10 protein-coding genes and 1 pseudogene are annotated in these 16196 nt (G+C 56.0%); 1 reads left to right on the plus strand and 10 read right to left on the minus strand.

The genetic code is table 11. From position 1 onward, the window contains the following. Positions 1-74 precede the first annotated feature (74 nt). From QK300_RS12165 to QK300_RS12210, 10 genes and pseudogenes are all read right to left on the minus strand, one after another. A complete protein-coding gene (locus QK300_RS12165) occupies positions 75-2699 on the minus strand; it encodes a DEAD/DEAH box helicase (RefSeq protein ID WP_281302045.1) in 2625 nt (874 codons plus the stop codon). Further along, positions 2693-3829, minus strand: coding sequence for an EH signature domain-containing protein (locus QK300_RS12170; RefSeq protein ID WP_281302044.1), 1137 nt, complete (start codon positions 3827-3829; stop codon positions 2693-2695). Before QK300_RS12170 ends, QK300_RS12165 begins: the two co-directional genes overlap by 7 nt. 94 nt (positions 3830-3923) lie before the next feature. Next, the gene (locus tag QK300_RS12175) at positions 3924-4391 is read right to left on the minus strand and encodes a hypothetical protein (protein ID WP_281302043.1); all 468 of its coding nucleotides are present in this window, start codon (positions 4389-4391) and stop codon (positions 3924-3926) included. Positions 4392-4441: 50 nt separating this feature from the next. After that, complete coding sequence (gene zorA / locus QK300_RS12180; protein WP_281302042.1) at positions 4442-6367, minus strand: anti-phage ZorAB system protein ZorA; 1926 nt, start codon at positions 6365-6367, stop codon at positions 4442-4444. Positions 6368-6594: 227 nt separating this feature from the next. Beyond that, a pseudogene (locus tag QK300_RS12185) lies at positions 6595-6921 on the minus strand (transposase family protein); the annotation flags it as partial. Positions 6922-7214: 293 nt separating this feature from the next. Next, complete coding sequence (locus QK300_RS12190) at positions 7215-7610, minus strand: phosphomannose isomerase type II C-terminal cupin domain (RefSeq protein WP_281302041.1); 396 nt, start codon at positions 7608-7610, stop codon at positions 7215-7217. Positions 7611-7614: 4 nt separating this feature from the next. Further along, the gene (locus QK300_RS12195; protein ID WP_281302317.1) at positions 7615-8934 is read right to left on the minus strand and encodes a glycerate kinase; all 1320 of its coding nucleotides are present in this window, start codon (positions 8932-8934) and stop codon (positions 7615-7617) included. A gap of 2 nt (positions 8935-8936) precedes the next feature. Then, positions 8937-10562, minus strand: coding sequence for a sodium/solute symporter (locus QK300_RS12200; RefSeq protein ID WP_281302039.1), 1626 nt, complete (start codon positions 10560-10562; stop codon positions 8937-8939). Continuing rightward, a complete protein-coding gene (locus tag QK300_RS12205) occupies positions 10559-11848 on the minus strand; it encodes a trehalase family glycosidase (protein ID WP_281302038.1) in 1290 nt (429 codons plus the stop codon). Before QK300_RS12205 ends, QK300_RS12200 begins: the two co-directional genes overlap by 4 nt. A 126-nt stretch (positions 11849-11974) precedes the next feature. Next, positions 11975-14470, minus strand: coding sequence for a TonB-dependent receptor (locus tag QK300_RS12210; RefSeq protein WP_281302037.1), 2496 nt, complete (start codon positions 14468-14470; stop codon positions 11975-11977). 483 nt (positions 14471-14953) lie between these two features. Between QK300_RS12210 and QK300_RS12215 the strand changes: the two genes are divergently transcribed. Then, positions 14954-16120, plus strand: a complete 1167-nt coding sequence (locus QK300_RS12215) for an ROK family transcriptional regulator (RefSeq protein ID WP_281302036.1) — start codon at positions 14954-14956, stop codon at positions 16118-16120. The last annotated feature ends 76 nt before the right edge of the window (positions 16121-16196 follow it).

The raw sequence follows: 16196 nt of genomic DNA on the forward strand, positions 1-16196 counted from the left end.
ATTTTGCGATGACATCTGTGCTTCTCCTTGGTTCCATAGTTACCAAGCAAAGCGTCTATAAATCTAGGGGCATCTCAAACATCGAAAGGCGCCTGCGAAGTCTGGAAAGCCGTCACCATGTCCTGTCGTTTGTGGCCGGCAATCTTCCCGTTGATGCACATGGGCCGACGTCCAAGGGAGAAACGATCCTGAATGGCCATGGCAAGGAAGGCCTGCATTTCGAGGTCTTCGCAAAACAGGAGGGCCTTTTCGCCACGCTGTTCGATCTCCTCGAGAATCTCGAAGGTCTTCTTTAAGCGCGCAGACTGCTCAATATAGCCATTGATATCGGTTATTCCGCGCGGCGGTGCCGGATGGAGCGACGTACCGCGGAGCATATGAAGTACTTTAAGCATCGCGCCCTGTTCGCCGCTTTCTCTGAGCGCCCGTGCTCTGGCGAGCACAAGGTCGTAGGCCTGTGCTTGTGCCAGCGGCATCTCGACAGGGTATTTCCGAGCCCTCTTCTCCGGCAGGCCGGTTAGGATATCATCCTTCATGCGGCGCAGCATGAAAGGTGGCAGGTTCTTGTCGCGCTCAATCAGGCGTTGCTGAAGATCGCCCAAGCGCTCAAGATTATGAGCGGGAAAGCTGTTTTCAAATTCCCGGCTTGAGCCGAGAAACCCCGGATACACCGTATCGACGATTGACCAGAGATCTTGCAATCTGTTCTCGACCGGAGTCCCCGTCATGGCGATCTGGAGACGCCCATTGAGCGCCTTGGCCGCTCGCGTCATTTGGCTGGCCGGGTTCTTGAGTTTCTGGATTTCGTCGTAAACGATGGCCGCGAATGGAATGCGGGCAAAGCTCATGTGATAATCGCGCATCGTCTCGTAGGTCGTTAGAATGATGCCTGCCTCTTCCCATTGGGATACGTCCAGACGCGAAGTTCCTCCACGAATATCGCTCCCGGTTTCGAGGCGAAAGTCGCGCAGGTTCGTACCAAATGCTTCTACCACTGGCCCCATGAGATCAGCTTCGATGTGTTGGACCAGCTCGGCTTGCCAGTTTCGCAGCAAACCAGTGGGAGCGACGATCAGAACGGGCTTCAGGTGCGGAGAGCTCCGGCGCAGCCACAGCAGAAACATCAGGGCCTGAAACGTTTTGCCGAGGCCCATGTCGTCGGCGAGCAGAACGCCGGGCAACCGCCGCTGCCATGCCTCGGTGAGCCAGGCAAACGCCTCAATCTGGTGGGGCTTCGGCTCAGACTTCAGGCCTTCGGGAAGTTCCGGCGCGTCAAACGGCTCAGCGCTGGTTTCTGGGCGAGGCAGCCGGGCGTAGTTGAGTTGTTCGAAATTCTCGCCGACCTGAAGGAAGAAAATATCAACGGTCTCGCGGTCGCTTCTTTCAGAAGGCTGTTTTTGGGTCTCTGCAGTGACCTGATGTTCAAAGTCAGCAATTGCGCGTGCAGCCTGCAGTGTTGCGGGAGTAGCGGGGATGCTCTCGTCACGCCAGGCGATGGATTCTTTACCTTTCGCAATGGCTGTCTCGACTTCTCCTGCGAGCGTTTCGGCTTCGCCCGGAGCCAGCTCGACATGACGCGCATCTGGCGGATCGCCAATCCGCAATCCAAACCCTTCTGGAAGCCAGCTGTTTGGCTTGGGCTTTATCCATGGAAGGACGGGCTTTTGCCAGACCTCAATACCGCTGACCCGCTCGGAGAATTGCTGTGTTTCGATGAACAGACGGTCGGCTGCCTCATCGTCACCTGTTGCATCAAGCTTCAGCACTTCGCGCAGCACACGCTGCGGCGCACGCAGGAAATCACGCTTTTCCTGGGACGTACCAGTTTGTTTTGCCCGCACGATGTCGAGGGCCTTGCCCAGAAGCGGGTCAAGAAAAAGCAGGGTACCGTCTGAGAGCAGATAGCTTCGTCGTCCGCCTTCCTGTTCCTTGAACCGGCGCTGGAAATGCCGGTTGTCCTGCGGTGTCAGGAGCGATGCGTCTTCTTCATCGACCAAGTCTCCGTCAGCGCTCTCACGCACGTTTCTCGAGAAGAGAACCGGATCAAAATCAAAGCGCCCGTGATCGGTCTTGGCGTTCAGCGAGAAATTTGCCGCATAGGCGATCCGAATACGCTCGAGAAAACCATCGATCTCGATCCCTGCTCCAATCTCATCGCCGAGGATCGAGCGAAGCTCGGCGAAGGCCGCCCGCCGTTCATCAGAGTCAGCAGCTTTATTGACTGCGAGCGCTGCCTGGAAGACCGAGAAGATCGGTTCGGGAATTCTTCCGACCTTTCCACCCTCGCGCACGCGAGCGCCGGCGATATCGGCCCGAACCGATAGCCCGCCACGGCGAACCCATTTTATATCGACCCTGATTGTTCCATCAGCGAGCGATCCACCTGAGTTAAGCTGCAGCGTCAACGGCGTGGTTGGCGGGAGCCCGATCGCAAAGGCATCGGCCTCATCAAGCCGCGCCACGATTTTTGGCGGGAGGACGATGCCTTCCGCTAACTCGTTAATGCGGTTCTCATCGTCAAGAGCCCGGGCGAGTGCAAGCGCAGCCTGACCAGCTTCAGGCGCAACCCGGGGCCATTCCACAACTGGAACCATTTCCCCAGACGTCCGGCGGAACAGACGGCCTGACTGCTCGCGCAGCAGTGCAATGGTCTCTCCGCCGCTCTCGTGCTGTGTGGCGATAAACTTGGTGGTCACCATTGGCCATTCCTACTGCGCCCTCGGCCCCGTCCGTAATGGGGGTGAGCGATTGAAGTACGACGATGGATAAGTCCGGCAAACTTGCCTTCCCAGTCCGGACTTCCGGGAATGTGCTTTTTATATTCGAAGTCCGCACGGCCGGTGGTGGTGCGCAACTTTCCGCCTTCGTAAGTCTTGGCGTAAAGTTCCGGGGCTCCGGGGTCGCTGTCGCTCCAGAACCGGCATGATCCGTTGTCGCTCCACTCAGAAATCCGAAGATCACCTATCTGCATGATGATAGAAGAGGACGACGAAGGACCTCCCCGGATTATGCCATATTCTGGTCGTTCGCCGCTCTGTCGGATGATATCCGCAATATTGTTACGTGCCCGGCTCCCTAATGCAGGCCAGGCGTCTGAGACCAGACCTTCGTCGAGATAGGCCAACCAGAATTTTTCGCGCTGGGCCCACTGATCCAGTCTATCCGTTGTTTTAGCGATCGCGCGAAAAAACTCGCGCATGGCGACTTCAGTAAGCCAGCGCTTGAAAACCTGAGTGACTTCGCGCGCGCGCTCCTCGCCAATCGATTCTGCAAGAGAACGGAAGATCCTGTCCCAGCGTGTTCGTTGAAGACGTGGGTCACCAACCTGATCGAGTAACAGCTCCGAGATTGCCTTTCGATGTTCAGATTCCGGTTTGGTCCTGATCCATGGTTCGAGCAATGCGCGGACAACAAGCTCCAATTGTCCTGCCTGAGCCTCGCTATCGAACATTCGCAATATGTTGCGCTGCGCACTGACTGCCTCGTCGGGCTGAAGCTCAGCAGTCACTCTACAGGTCTCGGAAAAGACTGTCTGACCAAAGCCGCTCGCAGCCAAATTCGAACCCAGCCCGGTTTCGCGCATCAGAGGGGATATCCGCTCTGCATCACAGTCGACAAAATCGCGCGCCACCTTGACTGGACCGACTTGAGGCAAAAACAGGTCCCATCGGGAGCCGCGCTCACGCCAGACCCAGTTATGTCGACCGGCAGCGCGGGAAGCAGCTTCAGCAAGCTTCGGCATGACTGGGCGCTCGGTCGGAAAGTACGTGAGATATCCATTGATTATAGCCTGGTCAGAACTGCGTCGATGTTCGCTGTCGGCGCGCATCAGAGCTGCTTCGCCCAAGTCATCGAATTCAGAGCAACACCAAGCGCCGCGCAAGACCCGGTTAAGCTGAAAACGTGGCAGCCCGCCAATGCCTCTATTCGCTACTCCTTGCAAAAATGATTTCAGTTCGGCGTACCGAAAGCCCATAATTGTTCATACCGCCTGACATGACGTCGGAATCCGTGTGTCCCTCGACAAAGACGGCATCGATCAAGTGGGGTGATCGTTCGCCCTTGCATAAGTCAGATGCGGTGTAGCAAGGCAGGACGGCAAGCATAGCGTTGGCAACCTTGCTGATAGCGGCTTGCCCCTTGTCGGTCAGTTCCCACTGACCCTTGCCGAACAGGACATCGTCAGGGAGCCGCAGAACTCCGCTTTTCGTATCGATTTCCACTCGGAGCCCCCTGTCTTTAAGCGACTGCTGCAAGTCGTTGAGGATTTCAGCGCGGGTTCTGTTCGCGCCGGTCAGCGCTTCGGTTTTCGACTGCAGATTGAGGGCAAAATAGGCTAACAGGATGATGAAGATGAGCAGAAGACCCACCATCATGTCGGTCATGGACATGAAATAGCTCTCGCCTTCCTCGGGCGCTCTTCGACGAACGGAACCTTCCATTATTCAGCGGCTTCCTGATTCTGACGGGCCAGTATCTCTGCCAGCTCTTCAACGGTGTCACGCAGGGTGGTCAGCGGTTCGAGAGCACCGGCCAGCTGTGCCACGCCATCTCCCAGAGCCCGGTCGATCTGGCCAACCCGTTCGTTGAGGTTCGAAGCATGGTTTCCGGCAGCATCGGAGATTTTGTCGATGGCCTCTCCGAGCGCACGGTCCACATTTTCGAAACGGGCACGATATTCCGACCAAGCAGACGAAGCAGACGAGGCAGTGTCATTGAGAGCCGTAGCCATCTGGCGCATTTCATCGCGGGCGTTCTCCGACGAATCTGCATTTCTCGAAATGATCAATTCCACTGATTTGACCGCTTCGGCGATCGAAACCGCCGACTGGCGGACAGGCACAGTCGCAGCTTCGGCATCATGAGCGACAGTTCGGAAAGCTGTGGCGAGATCGTTGGAGCGAGCTGCCACCTGCTCGATTGCCCGCGTATGATCACCAATCGCGCTCTGCGCACTTGAAAGGCGATCAGCGGATGTCGATATAGCGCTGCCAGCATCTTTCATGCTGCCGACCAGGGGGGCTCCAATCTGATTGAATCTCTCGACAAATTCAGAGAACGACTTCTCCATTGCCTCCTGTCCGATACGTGCTGCATCATTCGCTGCCCGCGCCGAAGCTTCGCCCATCTGGCTTGCCGCCGACGCAAGGCCCGACTTCATGTCATCAAGTGTGTTGCCGAGATTGCTCAGCAATTCATCCATCCTGGCCCGCGCCAATTCACTTGCCTGTTCGTTTTCTTCACGCATGCGATCGGCCACGACACCAAAATTGCGATTGAGTTCCCCGAAGGCAGAGCGCATCTCTTCGGATGCCTGGCCAAAGCGTTTGATCGCCTCCTCGATCTGGCGGTCGGCCTCCCCGGTCTGCTTCTCAAGGCGCTCCGACATTACGGCCATGGAAGCGGTCATCACGCCAATAGCGTCCGCCAGCCCGGCCATCTCTGCGCCGGCGCCGGAAGCGATCGCGTCACGAACTGCCTCGCCGCCACCACCGCTGATCTTGTCAATTCCCTGCTGAATCGATCCCAGATGCGTGATCATCGGCGCCATTTGTTTTTCAAGCGCACCATCAAGCGCTGCAGCTAGCTGCTCGGAGAAAGTACGGAGCGCCGGGGTCTGCTCCTTGAGCTGCGCGAGCTGATCGCTGGCAATCCGCTGGGGCGGAAGATAGGCCATGCCATGCTCGAGCTTGTCGCACAGCATGGAAAGGCCATCATTGATCCGCTTACCAAACCGATAATCGAAAGACCGTAAGATGATAGAGGCCAAGATGCCGCCTACGGACGCCCAGAATTTGGCTCCGGCGACTTTCATGAGGCTGTTGAGCTTGCCCTGCATTGCGGCAGTATCGCCGCTGAAATCGAGGGTGGAGAGCGCGGCGATAATGCCAAGGAAGGTGATCAGCAATCCAATGGCGATAAAGATGTTCGCAAACCAATTCAGTCCGCGTTGACGATCGCCGAGGCTGATGAAGAAGTGTTCCGGACGGGCAGAGTTTTGAAGAACCTCGGCCGACGGATCGACGATAGTCTCGCGATATTCTTCCCACGTTCTGCGAAGGGGCCGCGCCACGAAGGTGTCCGCCTCCATCATTTGCGCATCGATGTCATTGAAGCGGCGCGCGAATTTGAGTCGTACTTCATCAACATCCGCGGTGCCGCCATCGGTTATTTCATCCAGCATCCGAATACGGGCTTTGATCGCAGACGCAAGTGGAGAGTGGTATTTTCGCTTATAGTGATACGCGATCACAAAGGCGGTTCCGATCAGCACGATTGCGAGAAACGCAGCCATCGCATCGCCGATAAGCGGAATTTCCGTGAAAAAATAGATTAGCCCATGTCCGAGCCATTCGGTAATTTGCACGTGCCCCCCCTTGAAACCCCATCTGATCGCAGGCCTCTGCAGACCGCTGCGATACCAGAACGAGCATTATTGCCGCGAGCGGATTGAGGGACTACTAATAGATTATGTTATCGAAGCACCAGCTCCGCGGCAAGATAGGTTGCGAGAATATCAAGAGGAATTCGCAATTTCGAGGTATTATCCTGAATTTTTATCCATTTGGGGCCAGAGCCTTTTGGGTTGATACGCTAAGTGGCGCGGGTGTCGGTTGCGGTGGAGAGGTGTTTGGCGAATTCCTTTGATGTCTGATAGCCCAGCGCCGAATGCGGGCGTGTTTCATTGAAATCGGCGGTCCAGGCCCGGATCACGACACGGGCGTGCGTCATGTTCCGGAACAGGGTCTCGTTCAAAAGCTCATCGCGCATGCGCCCGTTGAAACTTTCGACAAAACCGTTCTGCATAGGCTTTCCTGGCGCGATATAATGCCATTCGATCTTGCGTTCCGAGGCAAAGCTTGAGATCGCATGACTGGTCAGTTCGGTGCCGTTGTCGCTGACAATCATGCCCGGCTTTCCACAGCCTTGCGGTGTGCGCGGCGCAACAGTTTCGGGCTTTACAGCGGGCCCTAGCTTTTTTTGAAAGCAGTTCCTTCATCGCGCCCGACCAATGCTCGGTCAGAATGCCTATAATCTGTTCTTTCCTGTATCGCGTTCGTTTCATTGTCCGTCCCTTCCTTCGAGCGGACTCAAATGTTAGAAACAAACCACTAGCAGCATTTTCCGATCAAAGTGGATCAGAGGAGGCTCTCAATATCTGTTTGACGGCGATTTCCTTGCCGCGTCGTGATCCCACTCCGCTCGAAATCACTCTAGCGGCCATAATGATCGGCCAGGCGCTCGATGTCGCTTTCCATCAGGCGGTCGCCCAACTGCACTTCGATGAAGATCAACGCGGTGGTTCCGGGATTGCCGATGCGATGGATCATTCCCACGGGAATATCCACCGATTGGCCGGTGCCGAGCCGAATTTGTTGATCATTGAGCCAGATATCGGCTTCCCCGCTTGCAATCAGCCAGTGTTCGGCGCGGTATTGGTGGCGTTGTTTTGACAGCATTTCCCCCGGGGATACTTCGATCCGCTTGACCGCAAAGCTTGCCCCCACATCCAGAACGGTCCAGCGGCCCCAGGGGCGTTCTGCGCTTTCCCCGATATGATAGCCATCGCTGATGGCCTTTTTTGCTTCATCGTCATGGGTTTCGCTCATGCGTTCACCTCTTTTCAAAAGGGTCGTGCCTGGCGCTATGGGGATTGACGAGAATGGCCCGAAAATCATTCACATTGGTGCGGGTTGGCCCGGTTATGATCAGATCACCTAAAGCTTTGAAAAGCGGGTAGCTGTCATGCTGTCTCAGGCTTTCGGCAGGATCGAGACCAAGGGCCATCGCCCGCTCAAGGCTTTGGGGGTTGATGAACCCCCCGGCATGATCCCCCTTGCCATCGATGCCATCGCTATCGCAGGCGAGGGCGTAAATGCCCGGCGCGCCTTTGAGTTCCAGCATCATCCCCAGCAGATATTCCAGATTGGGCCCGCCCGCGCCGCCACCGCTGGATTGATTGAATTGAACGGTTGTTTCGCCCCCGGAAAGAATAAGCGTGGGGGTCTTCAGATCTTGCAGTTTCAAGGCCAGCCGCGCATGATCCTGACCGAGTTCAGCGGACACGCCTTCCAGCCGATCCCCCAGATCAATCACATCAAACCCCATGGTGCGGGCGCTTTTGCGGGCGGCAGACAGGCAATCGGCAGCCCGGGCAGCCATGATAATGCGATGCGGGCAGGGGTCGGATTTCGGGGTTTCCGCCTCTGCCCGGCCCAGAAGATCGAGGATTTCCTCAATATCCGGCGCGCCCCAGCGTTCGATGATCGCGCGCGCCTCTGCGGCTCGGCTTGGATCGGGGATCGTGGGGCCAGAGGCAACAAGGGCAGGATCGTCGCCCGGAACATCGGATATCACTAAAGTCAGGGCTTCGCCGACATGGCGGGCAGCCTCCAGCAAACGCCCACCCTTGATGGCAGAGACATGCTTGCGCACGATATTGATGTCGGAAATGGGGGCGCCACACAGCACCAGATGGCGCATCAGGGCACGCTTTTTTTCGAAATCCAGCCCCGGCATGGGGAGTGACAGCACCGAAGATCCGCCGCCGGATGCCAGAAAGATCAGCCGATCAACCGGCCCGGCGCTTGATGCCAGCGCCAGCATATCGCGCGCGGCTTTCATGCTCATCTCATCGGGCACCGGATGGGCTGCTTCGATCACGGGAATGCCGGGGATTTTTTCTCCGACACCATGGCCATAGCGGGTAACAACCAACCCTTCCACCCGTCCCGGCACAGTTTGGGAAACGATGTGCGCCATGGCGGCAGCCGCCTTACCCGCGCCAAGTACCAGTGTTCGCCCGATGGCAGGGCTTTTGGGCAAATGCTGCGGCAGGCAGTGATGTGCGGCAACCGAGGCCACGGCGCTTTTAAACAGATGCTCAAGCAGGGGGCGCGGGCTCATGGGATTTTGCGGGCTCTTGGGCTGCATGGTTATAAGGCCTTCGCAGCAGTTGCTTCAGGGGAAAATGTCAGGGCCGTCCACAGGCTTTCAAAGCCGATAATAACCCCAAGGATAACGCCAAAGGCGATCAGCAGGATGATGGTTTCACGCCAGGGCGCGATCAGTGTTGGCCCCTTATGGCTCGCCCGGGCAAAGCCTGCGAAAGCGGGTCGGCGTTGATCAATGATCAGACTGACGCCAATGGCAACGCCAAGCGTTATGAGAAGGCCGGTGACATTCCACCAGAACCAGAAAAGCTGAGGAACGAACAGCCAAAGATACAGATTGCTCCCCACACCGGCCATCAAGCCCCAATTGGCCCCCCGGGCGCTGATATCGCGCAGCATGATCGCCAGCAAGAAGGTGGCAAGGATGGGGCCGTAAAACAAAGAGCCAACCTTGTTGATCGCTTCGATCACGGTATCGGCGATGGCCCCACCGAAAAAGGAAAAGCCCAAAATCACCAGGGCCCAGAGCATCGCCGAAATCCGCGATAGCAGCACATAATGCCGCTCGCTCAGGCTATCGCCGCGCAGCAGTGCGATGTCTTCCGTGGTCACCGCCGATAAGGAATTGATGACCGAACTGAGCGAGGACATGGCCGATGACAGGATGGCGACAACCAAAAGCCCGATCAGCCCATGGGGCAAATAGGTGAGGATGAAGCGCGGGATCATGGTATCGGGGGTGGCGGCAATTTCGGATGCCGGAAGATCGGGTGACAGCAGCACAAGAGCGCCGATCAAAAGCCCCATCACACAATAGAGCAAAACCATGGGGAAGCGTAACAGCCCATTGGCGAGCAGGGTTTGGCGCATGGTGCGGGCGTCTTTTGCCGATAGGATGCGCTGCGCCTGTGTTTGATCGCAGCCATAATAAGAGGCATAAAGCACCAGGCCGCCAAACAACATAGGCAGAAAGCCGAATTCGTCACCATGGAGGCCTAAGCGTGCAAAGGATACGGCCTCAAACCGCGCGGGATCGAGCTGTTCGCCCACCGCGCTCAGCCCGCCAAGATGGTGAAGCGCAAAGGCAGCGCAGAGAAAAATCCCCAGAAAGATGATGCCCATCTGAATGGCATCGGCATACACAACGGCCTTCATCCCCCCCTGCAGGGAATAAAGTGCGGTGATCACCCCGATCATCAGCACCGCCCCCCAAAAGGGCAGACCCATCATGCTTTCAAGAATGAGGGCGATGGCATAGATGCTGATTCCCGTGCCGAAAGCGCGGCTGATCTGAAAAACGATGCTGATCAAAAAGCGCGTGACATGATCGAAACGATCTTCCAGAAATTCATAGATACTGACATGACCCGAAGCATAAAGCCGGGGCATGATCGTCCACATCAGAAAAATCATGGCAAGCGGCACAGCCAGTTCATAAGACAGCCAGATCATGCCGCCGCCATCGCGGATGCCGACAAAAGCAGGCGCTGAAATGAAGCTGATGGCGGATAATTGGGTTGCCATGGTCGATAAGGCCAGCGGAAACCAGCCAAGGCTGCGACCGCCGAGGAAATAATCGCCCCGGCTGCCCTGTTGGCGGAAGAGATAGCCCAAAAACAGCAGACCCACCAGATAAATGGCAATGATGCTGTAATCGATGCTGTTCATGCTTTGCCCGCCCAGAAAAGCCACATGGCAGCCGTCCAGGAAAATTGATCGCCCCCTGTGCCGCGTCCGCTGATCGGGCAAAAGGCTTCATAAAAGCCGGTATCGCGGATCAGTGCCGCTGTATCATGGCGCAGGCGTTCGGCCCATGCGCTTTCCCCTTCATCCAAAAGCCCCCGGGCGACCAGAAAGGTGACCACTGCCCAGCATGGCCCGCGCCAATAGCGCATGGGGTCAAAGGCCTCATGATCGGGGTCAAGACTTGGCAGCATCCAGTGTATTTTGCGTTCGATCCGTTCGAGATGTGCAATCAGGCTTTGTCTTTGTTTTTCAGTGCCAACACCTGCATAAAATGAGAGAAAAGAGGCGCTTGTGATCATCGCCGAGGAACGCCCATCGATCAGATCCCGCGAGCAGAAGGCCCCTGTTTCATCATTCCACAGCCAATCGATCCCGGCCCGGGATTTTTCGATCCATGCTTTTATTTCAGCACTATCCTGGCGGCGGCCCAAAGCTTCGGCCAGTGCCAGAAGATCGCGATTGGCCCGCAGCAGGATCATTGTCATCCCCACATCTGCCACCCGAAAGGGTCCTGTGCGGGCGATGATATCATGATCCCAGCCGTGCTCCCGGCCAAATTGCACGATGGCCAGATAGCGGTCATAATCGAGCTTTGTCGGCCGCACATGGGGTTCGAGATGGCTGGTATCGCGGCGTTCATAGGGGCCGATCCTGGAAATATCCACGCGCGATGCAGGTTGATCCCATTCCGGGGAATTGTCGCGCCCCGTTTCCCATGGATGGGTGGCAACCACCAGCCCACGGCCTTCGGGATCGCGATAGCGGGCGAACCAGCGGTGCCATTTCAAAACTTTTGGATAAAGTGCGGCCATGCGCTTTGTTTCCCGCTCAGATTTGGGGCCGGAATCCCACAGCCAGCGGATCATCGATGCAGCAATGGGTGGCTGGGTGATCCCTGATGTTGCGGGGTTTTCATGGGCATCCCAAACCGATGCGCCGGGGAAATAGCCGCTATCATCTTGCCAGAAAACGATATGCGGCAGGAAGCCATCATCCCATTGCGCTGCAAACAGCGTTTCAATTTCAAGCCAGGCGCGGTCGCGGTCAAAATCAGAAAAACCCAAAGCTACAAAAGCCGAATCCCAATTCCATTGAAAGGGATAGACCCGGCCATTGGGGACCGTATAACCGCCCCGGTCATTGGTTTTCAGGATCGCGCGGGCGCTGTCATCAATGATTTGTGTGTCTTTTGAGGGTATGTGCATCATGCCTGCCTAGGGCCCTTTATTGGTGACATCATCTATGGGGGAAAATGGCCGGCATCCGGTGTGTGCATGATGCCGGCCAGTTACAGAGGCAAGGGGAGGTTGCTTCTGTTATCCGTTTAATAAAGTCTAGAAATCATAGGTGAGACGGACGCTGTAGCGGCGCGGCAGGATCGGCCGTCCAACGAAGAACGCTTCGCCCTCGCTTTGCCCCACACCCTGACGCGGCGACCCCTCCGTTACGCCATCGCTATCAAACAGATTGAAGACGCTAAAGCCGATGCGTGCGGTTTGCGTGCCTTTCACGCTGAAAGTATAGCCGGTATCGAGCCGGGCAATATTATGCGAGCCTAAGCGCACCGTATTGGAATCATTGGCGAAATTATTTCCAACAAAGGTCTGGAAGAAGGCAAAATCAAAGCGGTCGTCATCATAGATCACCCCGGTATTGAACAGCAGATTGGGCTGACGACGCAGTTCATTGCCGATGAATTGCGCATTGCTGTCGAAATCGGTGAATTTGTGATCCTGTAAGGTGATATTGCCATCGAGCCGCAGGGCATCGGTCAGATAAAAGCTGCCGGTGGCTTCAATCCCATAGGATCGCGTCGATTGGATCGATGTGACTTCGGCAACACCGCCCTGACCGTCATTGACGAAATCCACGGAACGGCGATCATCCAATTCGGAATAAAACCCGGCAAGAGTACCAGAAAAGCGCGGGCCATTATATTTCACCCCGGCTTCCGCCTGTTTGATGATTTCAGCTTTAAAGGTTTGCGGTTCGCCAAGGCTATTGAAGCTGACACTGCGGATTTCAGGAAAGAAAAAGCCGCGTGCGCCATTGGCATAAAGGCTGATGCTATCGGTCAGCTTATACAAAACCCCAAGGGCCAGGGCCCATTCGCTGGTATCCACCTCGCCAATAGTGAAATCGCCATTGCCGAAAATCACGGATTGCAGATCGGGGGCGAGGCTTGGGTCGTCATTGATCTGGAAGGATTGCGATCCTTCGCGGCTGATATCGCCGAGAATTTTTTCAACCCGCAAGCCGAGATCAAAGACCCAGCGATCCATTTCCATCTGATCGGCGATATAACCGGCAAAGCGGGTAGCGGTATGCCGGTTATTGACGAAGCCGGCACCGGCATTGAGCAGGCCATTGCGTGAAACGGTGATATCATTGCCGTTTTCATCCTGAATGATCAGATTAACAAGATCAGGCCGATCATTGAATTCGGCAAGGAATGTGGTGGTGATATTTTCATCATCGGCTTCGGCGCGGGCAAAAAATCCGCCCAAAGTGATTGAGTGATCGATGGCACCAGTGAAAAGCGTTTTGGTGATATTCAATTCCGCCGTGAAATCTTCTGCCGGGCGGTTGCGATCTAGGATGCGATTGGCAAAAAGCAGGCTGTCGGGGGCCAGCGCCTGTCCGCTTTTCTCGTTGGTGAAGCTGGCATTGGCAAGGCTTCCCAGCCCGCGCGCATCCAGAAAGCCCGAAAGGGTTTCCGGCAGATTGACGATCCCGTCGCCATCAAGGAACAGATTGAACTCATGGGAATAGCGGGCATATTTGGTGCGGGCATTGAGGCCCCAGCCATTATCGAGATCCTTTTCAAAGGCGATGGTGACTGAGCCGCCTTCGGTGCTTGCCCCATCGCGGATTCCGGTTTCAAACACACCATCGGGCGTTTGAAAATTGAGATTTGCCGCCGCGTCGGTTTGCACTGTGTTGATGATCTTGCCGTCATTGCCGGTGGGGCGCTTTCTGTCGTCGCCGGTCAGCGGAAACGGCAGGAAGAACTGCACGCTGTCATCAATCCATTGGCCGTAAATCGTGAAGGAGCCGGACTTGTCTTCAAATTCGCGTTTGATATTGCCGCGCAGTTGAAAACCTTCCGTGGGAAGGCCGGATTTCAGCGGACCTTCATCATAGCGATAAAAGCCGGACAGGGCATAAAATGTGTTTGAGTCTTTCCCGCCAAGCGGCCCGGAGGTTGCAAAATCGCCACGAAAACGGCCTTCATCCGCCCATTCGAGTTGAACCGTGCTTTCCGATTCTGCGCTGCCGGTTTTCGAGATATAGTTGATCAGCCCGGCCACAGAGCCCGCACCAAACAGGTTTGAAACCCCACCCCGCACGAATTCAAGGCGTTCGATCCCAAGGTCATTGCGGTAATAAACATCGAAGGCCGAACTGTTGAGGCCAAAGGAACTGAACACCGGCACGCCATCATATTGCAAAGGCGTGAACTGGAACTGACCGCCTGATGGCAAGCCCTTGATAAAGACATTGGCGGCAACTTCACCGCCGCCGCCTTCGGCCTTGATGGTGGGGATAGAGCGTAAAATATCGGCCTGACTGCTGGCCGAATAACGACGAATACCCTTTTCATCGAGGTTGGTGAGCGACAAGGGCGTGTTCAATCCGCTGCGCGCCCGGCTGGTGCCGGTGATAACGATTTCTTCCAACGCAGCGGTGCGGCGCGGTTCATTGCTCGCTTCATCTTCCGCTGCACGATCAGTGTCGGCGCTTTGCTGGGCGAGGGTGGCGGTGGGGCTTGCTGCTAAAAATGCAAGGATAGCGCAGGATTGCAGATATCTATTCAGCTTGGATGTCATGTCGTCCTCCCAATTGATCCGTTCCCAGTCTTTTCTTAGCGAGACATATGGGGCGGTTGATGTGCTCGGCGAATGGTGAGGCAGCCTTGCCGCCGCCACCCATGGGCAAGGCGCGGATAGGGTGACAAAAGTCCGGCAAAAATTCCTGAATCTTCAGATGCGGCGATCATGAGAGAAGGGTGAAGATAGCTCTCAGATGATCCTGTGGTCCGACTTTAAGGGCGTCGATCCTGTCGCTCCCCGATCCGAAATTTTGCGCTTCTGTCTATCGGCATCTTCATTGCCCGCGCTTTGTTGTGATCTTTATGGCATAGCTGAAACATACAATCAACCCATTATGGGTATAATTTTGAGTTAATTAAATTCATGCAAAATATTGATGTCTTGCCTGAAGGCTTGCATAGGGGGCAAAAGCTCGCATGATCGGGTTGAAACGGATAAGAAAAGATGCTTGGGCTATCATTGAAAAGAAAGGCGAGAGACATGCGCATCAGTCAGGAAATGCCAGCATTGCCGCCATTTTTCGCGGACAATGGCATTTCGTCCATTTCGCAACGTGAAAAGGTCATTCTCGATCTGATCTTGCGTCATGATGGGCTGTCGCAGGCCGATATCGTGTTGCAATCGGGATTTGCCCAGCAAACCGTTTCGCGTTTGGTCAAGGGATTGACCGATGCAGGCATCCTGCGCGATGGCGAGCGGCAGGCGCAGGGGCGGCGCGGTCAGCCTGCGGTGATGATGCATGTAGTGCCGGAATTTGCTTATAGTTTTGGCATTGCCATGATGACTGATGCGCTTTCCGTGGTTTTGATGGATTTTTCCGGGGCTGTTTTGGAAGAAGAACACTGCGATATGCCGTCAATGTCGCGGCAGGCGGTTCTGGCGCAGCTTTCGCGCATGTTTGAAACCATTCGCGCCCGCCGTCCTATCGATCCCCGCTGCCTGTTTGGGATGGGGGTAGGGATTTCCGGCTATAATCTGGGTGGGCGTGCGCGATACAACACACCGCGTCAGCTCGATGATTGGGCGCTGGTCGATATCGACGATATTCTGATGGCGCAATTCGGGCTGCCGGTTTGGGTTGAAAATGATGGCAATGCAGCCGCCATCGGCGAAAGCCTTGTGGGGGTGGGGCGCAGTTATGGATCTTTCGCCTATTTATATATCGCGGCGGGGATTGGCGGCGGCATTATCGTCGATCATCATCTGATGCGCGGCACCAATGGCAATGCCGGTGAAATCGGCCTGATCCTGCCCAGCCTGATCTATCCTCATCCCAATCTGGAACTTTTGCGGCAGATGATTAGCCGCAAGGGGGTGGCGGTCGATGGCTTATCGGATATGGTGCGCCGCTTTGATCCATCCTGGCCCGGCGTGGATGAATGGTTGTCGCGCACCCGCGATAGCCTGTCGATGATCGCCTCGGCTTTATCGGCGATCCTTGATCCCGAAGTGATTGTTCTGGGTGGGCGAATCCCGCGCGAGCTGGCGCGTATGATGATCCCCCATATCGAAATTCACGATCACCGCAGGCGCGCCGAGCCGCGCCCCATGCCGCAGCTTGTGCTGGCGGAAAGTCCGGGGGATGCCTGCGCCATCGGGGCCGCCAGCTTGCCTTTTAAGCGCTATTTCTTCGCCGGTTCGCGATGAAGGGCCTCTCTATGAGGACAATTCAGATTTTGTAAGCGAATCAAAGGCTTCGCCCTTCCGGGGGCTCTGGTCAGCG

Source organism: Iodidimonas sp. MBR-22, assembly GCF_029946565.1.
Classification (GTDB): domain Bacteria; phylum Pseudomonadota; class Alphaproteobacteria; order Sphingomonadales; family Rhodothalassiaceae; genus Iodidimonas; species Iodidimonas nitroreducens.

What these genes read in the sequence shown, in the direction of transcription:
- QK300_RS12205 (WP_281302038.1), bottom strand. Translation starts at nt 11,848, where the DNA reads ATGATGCACATACCCTCAAAAGACACACAAATCATTGATGACAGCGCC.
- QK300_RS12165 (WP_281302045.1), bottom strand. Translation starts at nt 2,699, where the DNA reads ATGGTGACCACCAAGTTTATCGCCACACAGCACGAGAGCGGCGGAGAG.
- QK300_RS12170 (WP_281302044.1), bottom strand. Translation starts at nt 3,829, where the DNA reads ATGCGCGCCGACAGCGAACATCGACGCAGTTCTGACCAGGCTATAATC.
- QK300_RS12175 (WP_281302043.1), bottom strand. Translation starts at nt 4,391, where the DNA reads ATGTCCATGACCGACATGATGGTGGGTCTTCTGCTCATCTTCATCATC.
- QK300_RS12200 (WP_281302039.1), bottom strand. Translation starts at nt 10,562, where the DNA reads ATGAACAGCATCGATTACAGCATCATTGCCATTTATCTGGTGGGTCTG.
- QK300_RS12215 (WP_281302036.1), top strand. Translation starts at nt 14,954, where the DNA reads ATGCGCATCAGTCAGGAAATGCCAGCATTGCCGCCATTTTTCGCGGAC.
- QK300_RS12190 (WP_281302041.1), bottom strand. Translation starts at nt 7,610, where the DNA reads ATGAGCGAAACCCATGACGATGAAGCAAAAAAGGCCATCAGCGATGGC.
- QK300_RS12195 (WP_281302317.1), bottom strand. Translation starts at nt 8,934, where the DNA reads ATGCAGCCCAAGAGCCCGCAAAATCCCATGAGCCCGCGCCCCCTGCTT.
- QK300_RS12210 (WP_281302037.1), bottom strand. Translation starts at nt 14,470, where the DNA reads ATGACATCCAAGCTGAATAGATATCTGCAATCCTGCGCTATCCTTGCA.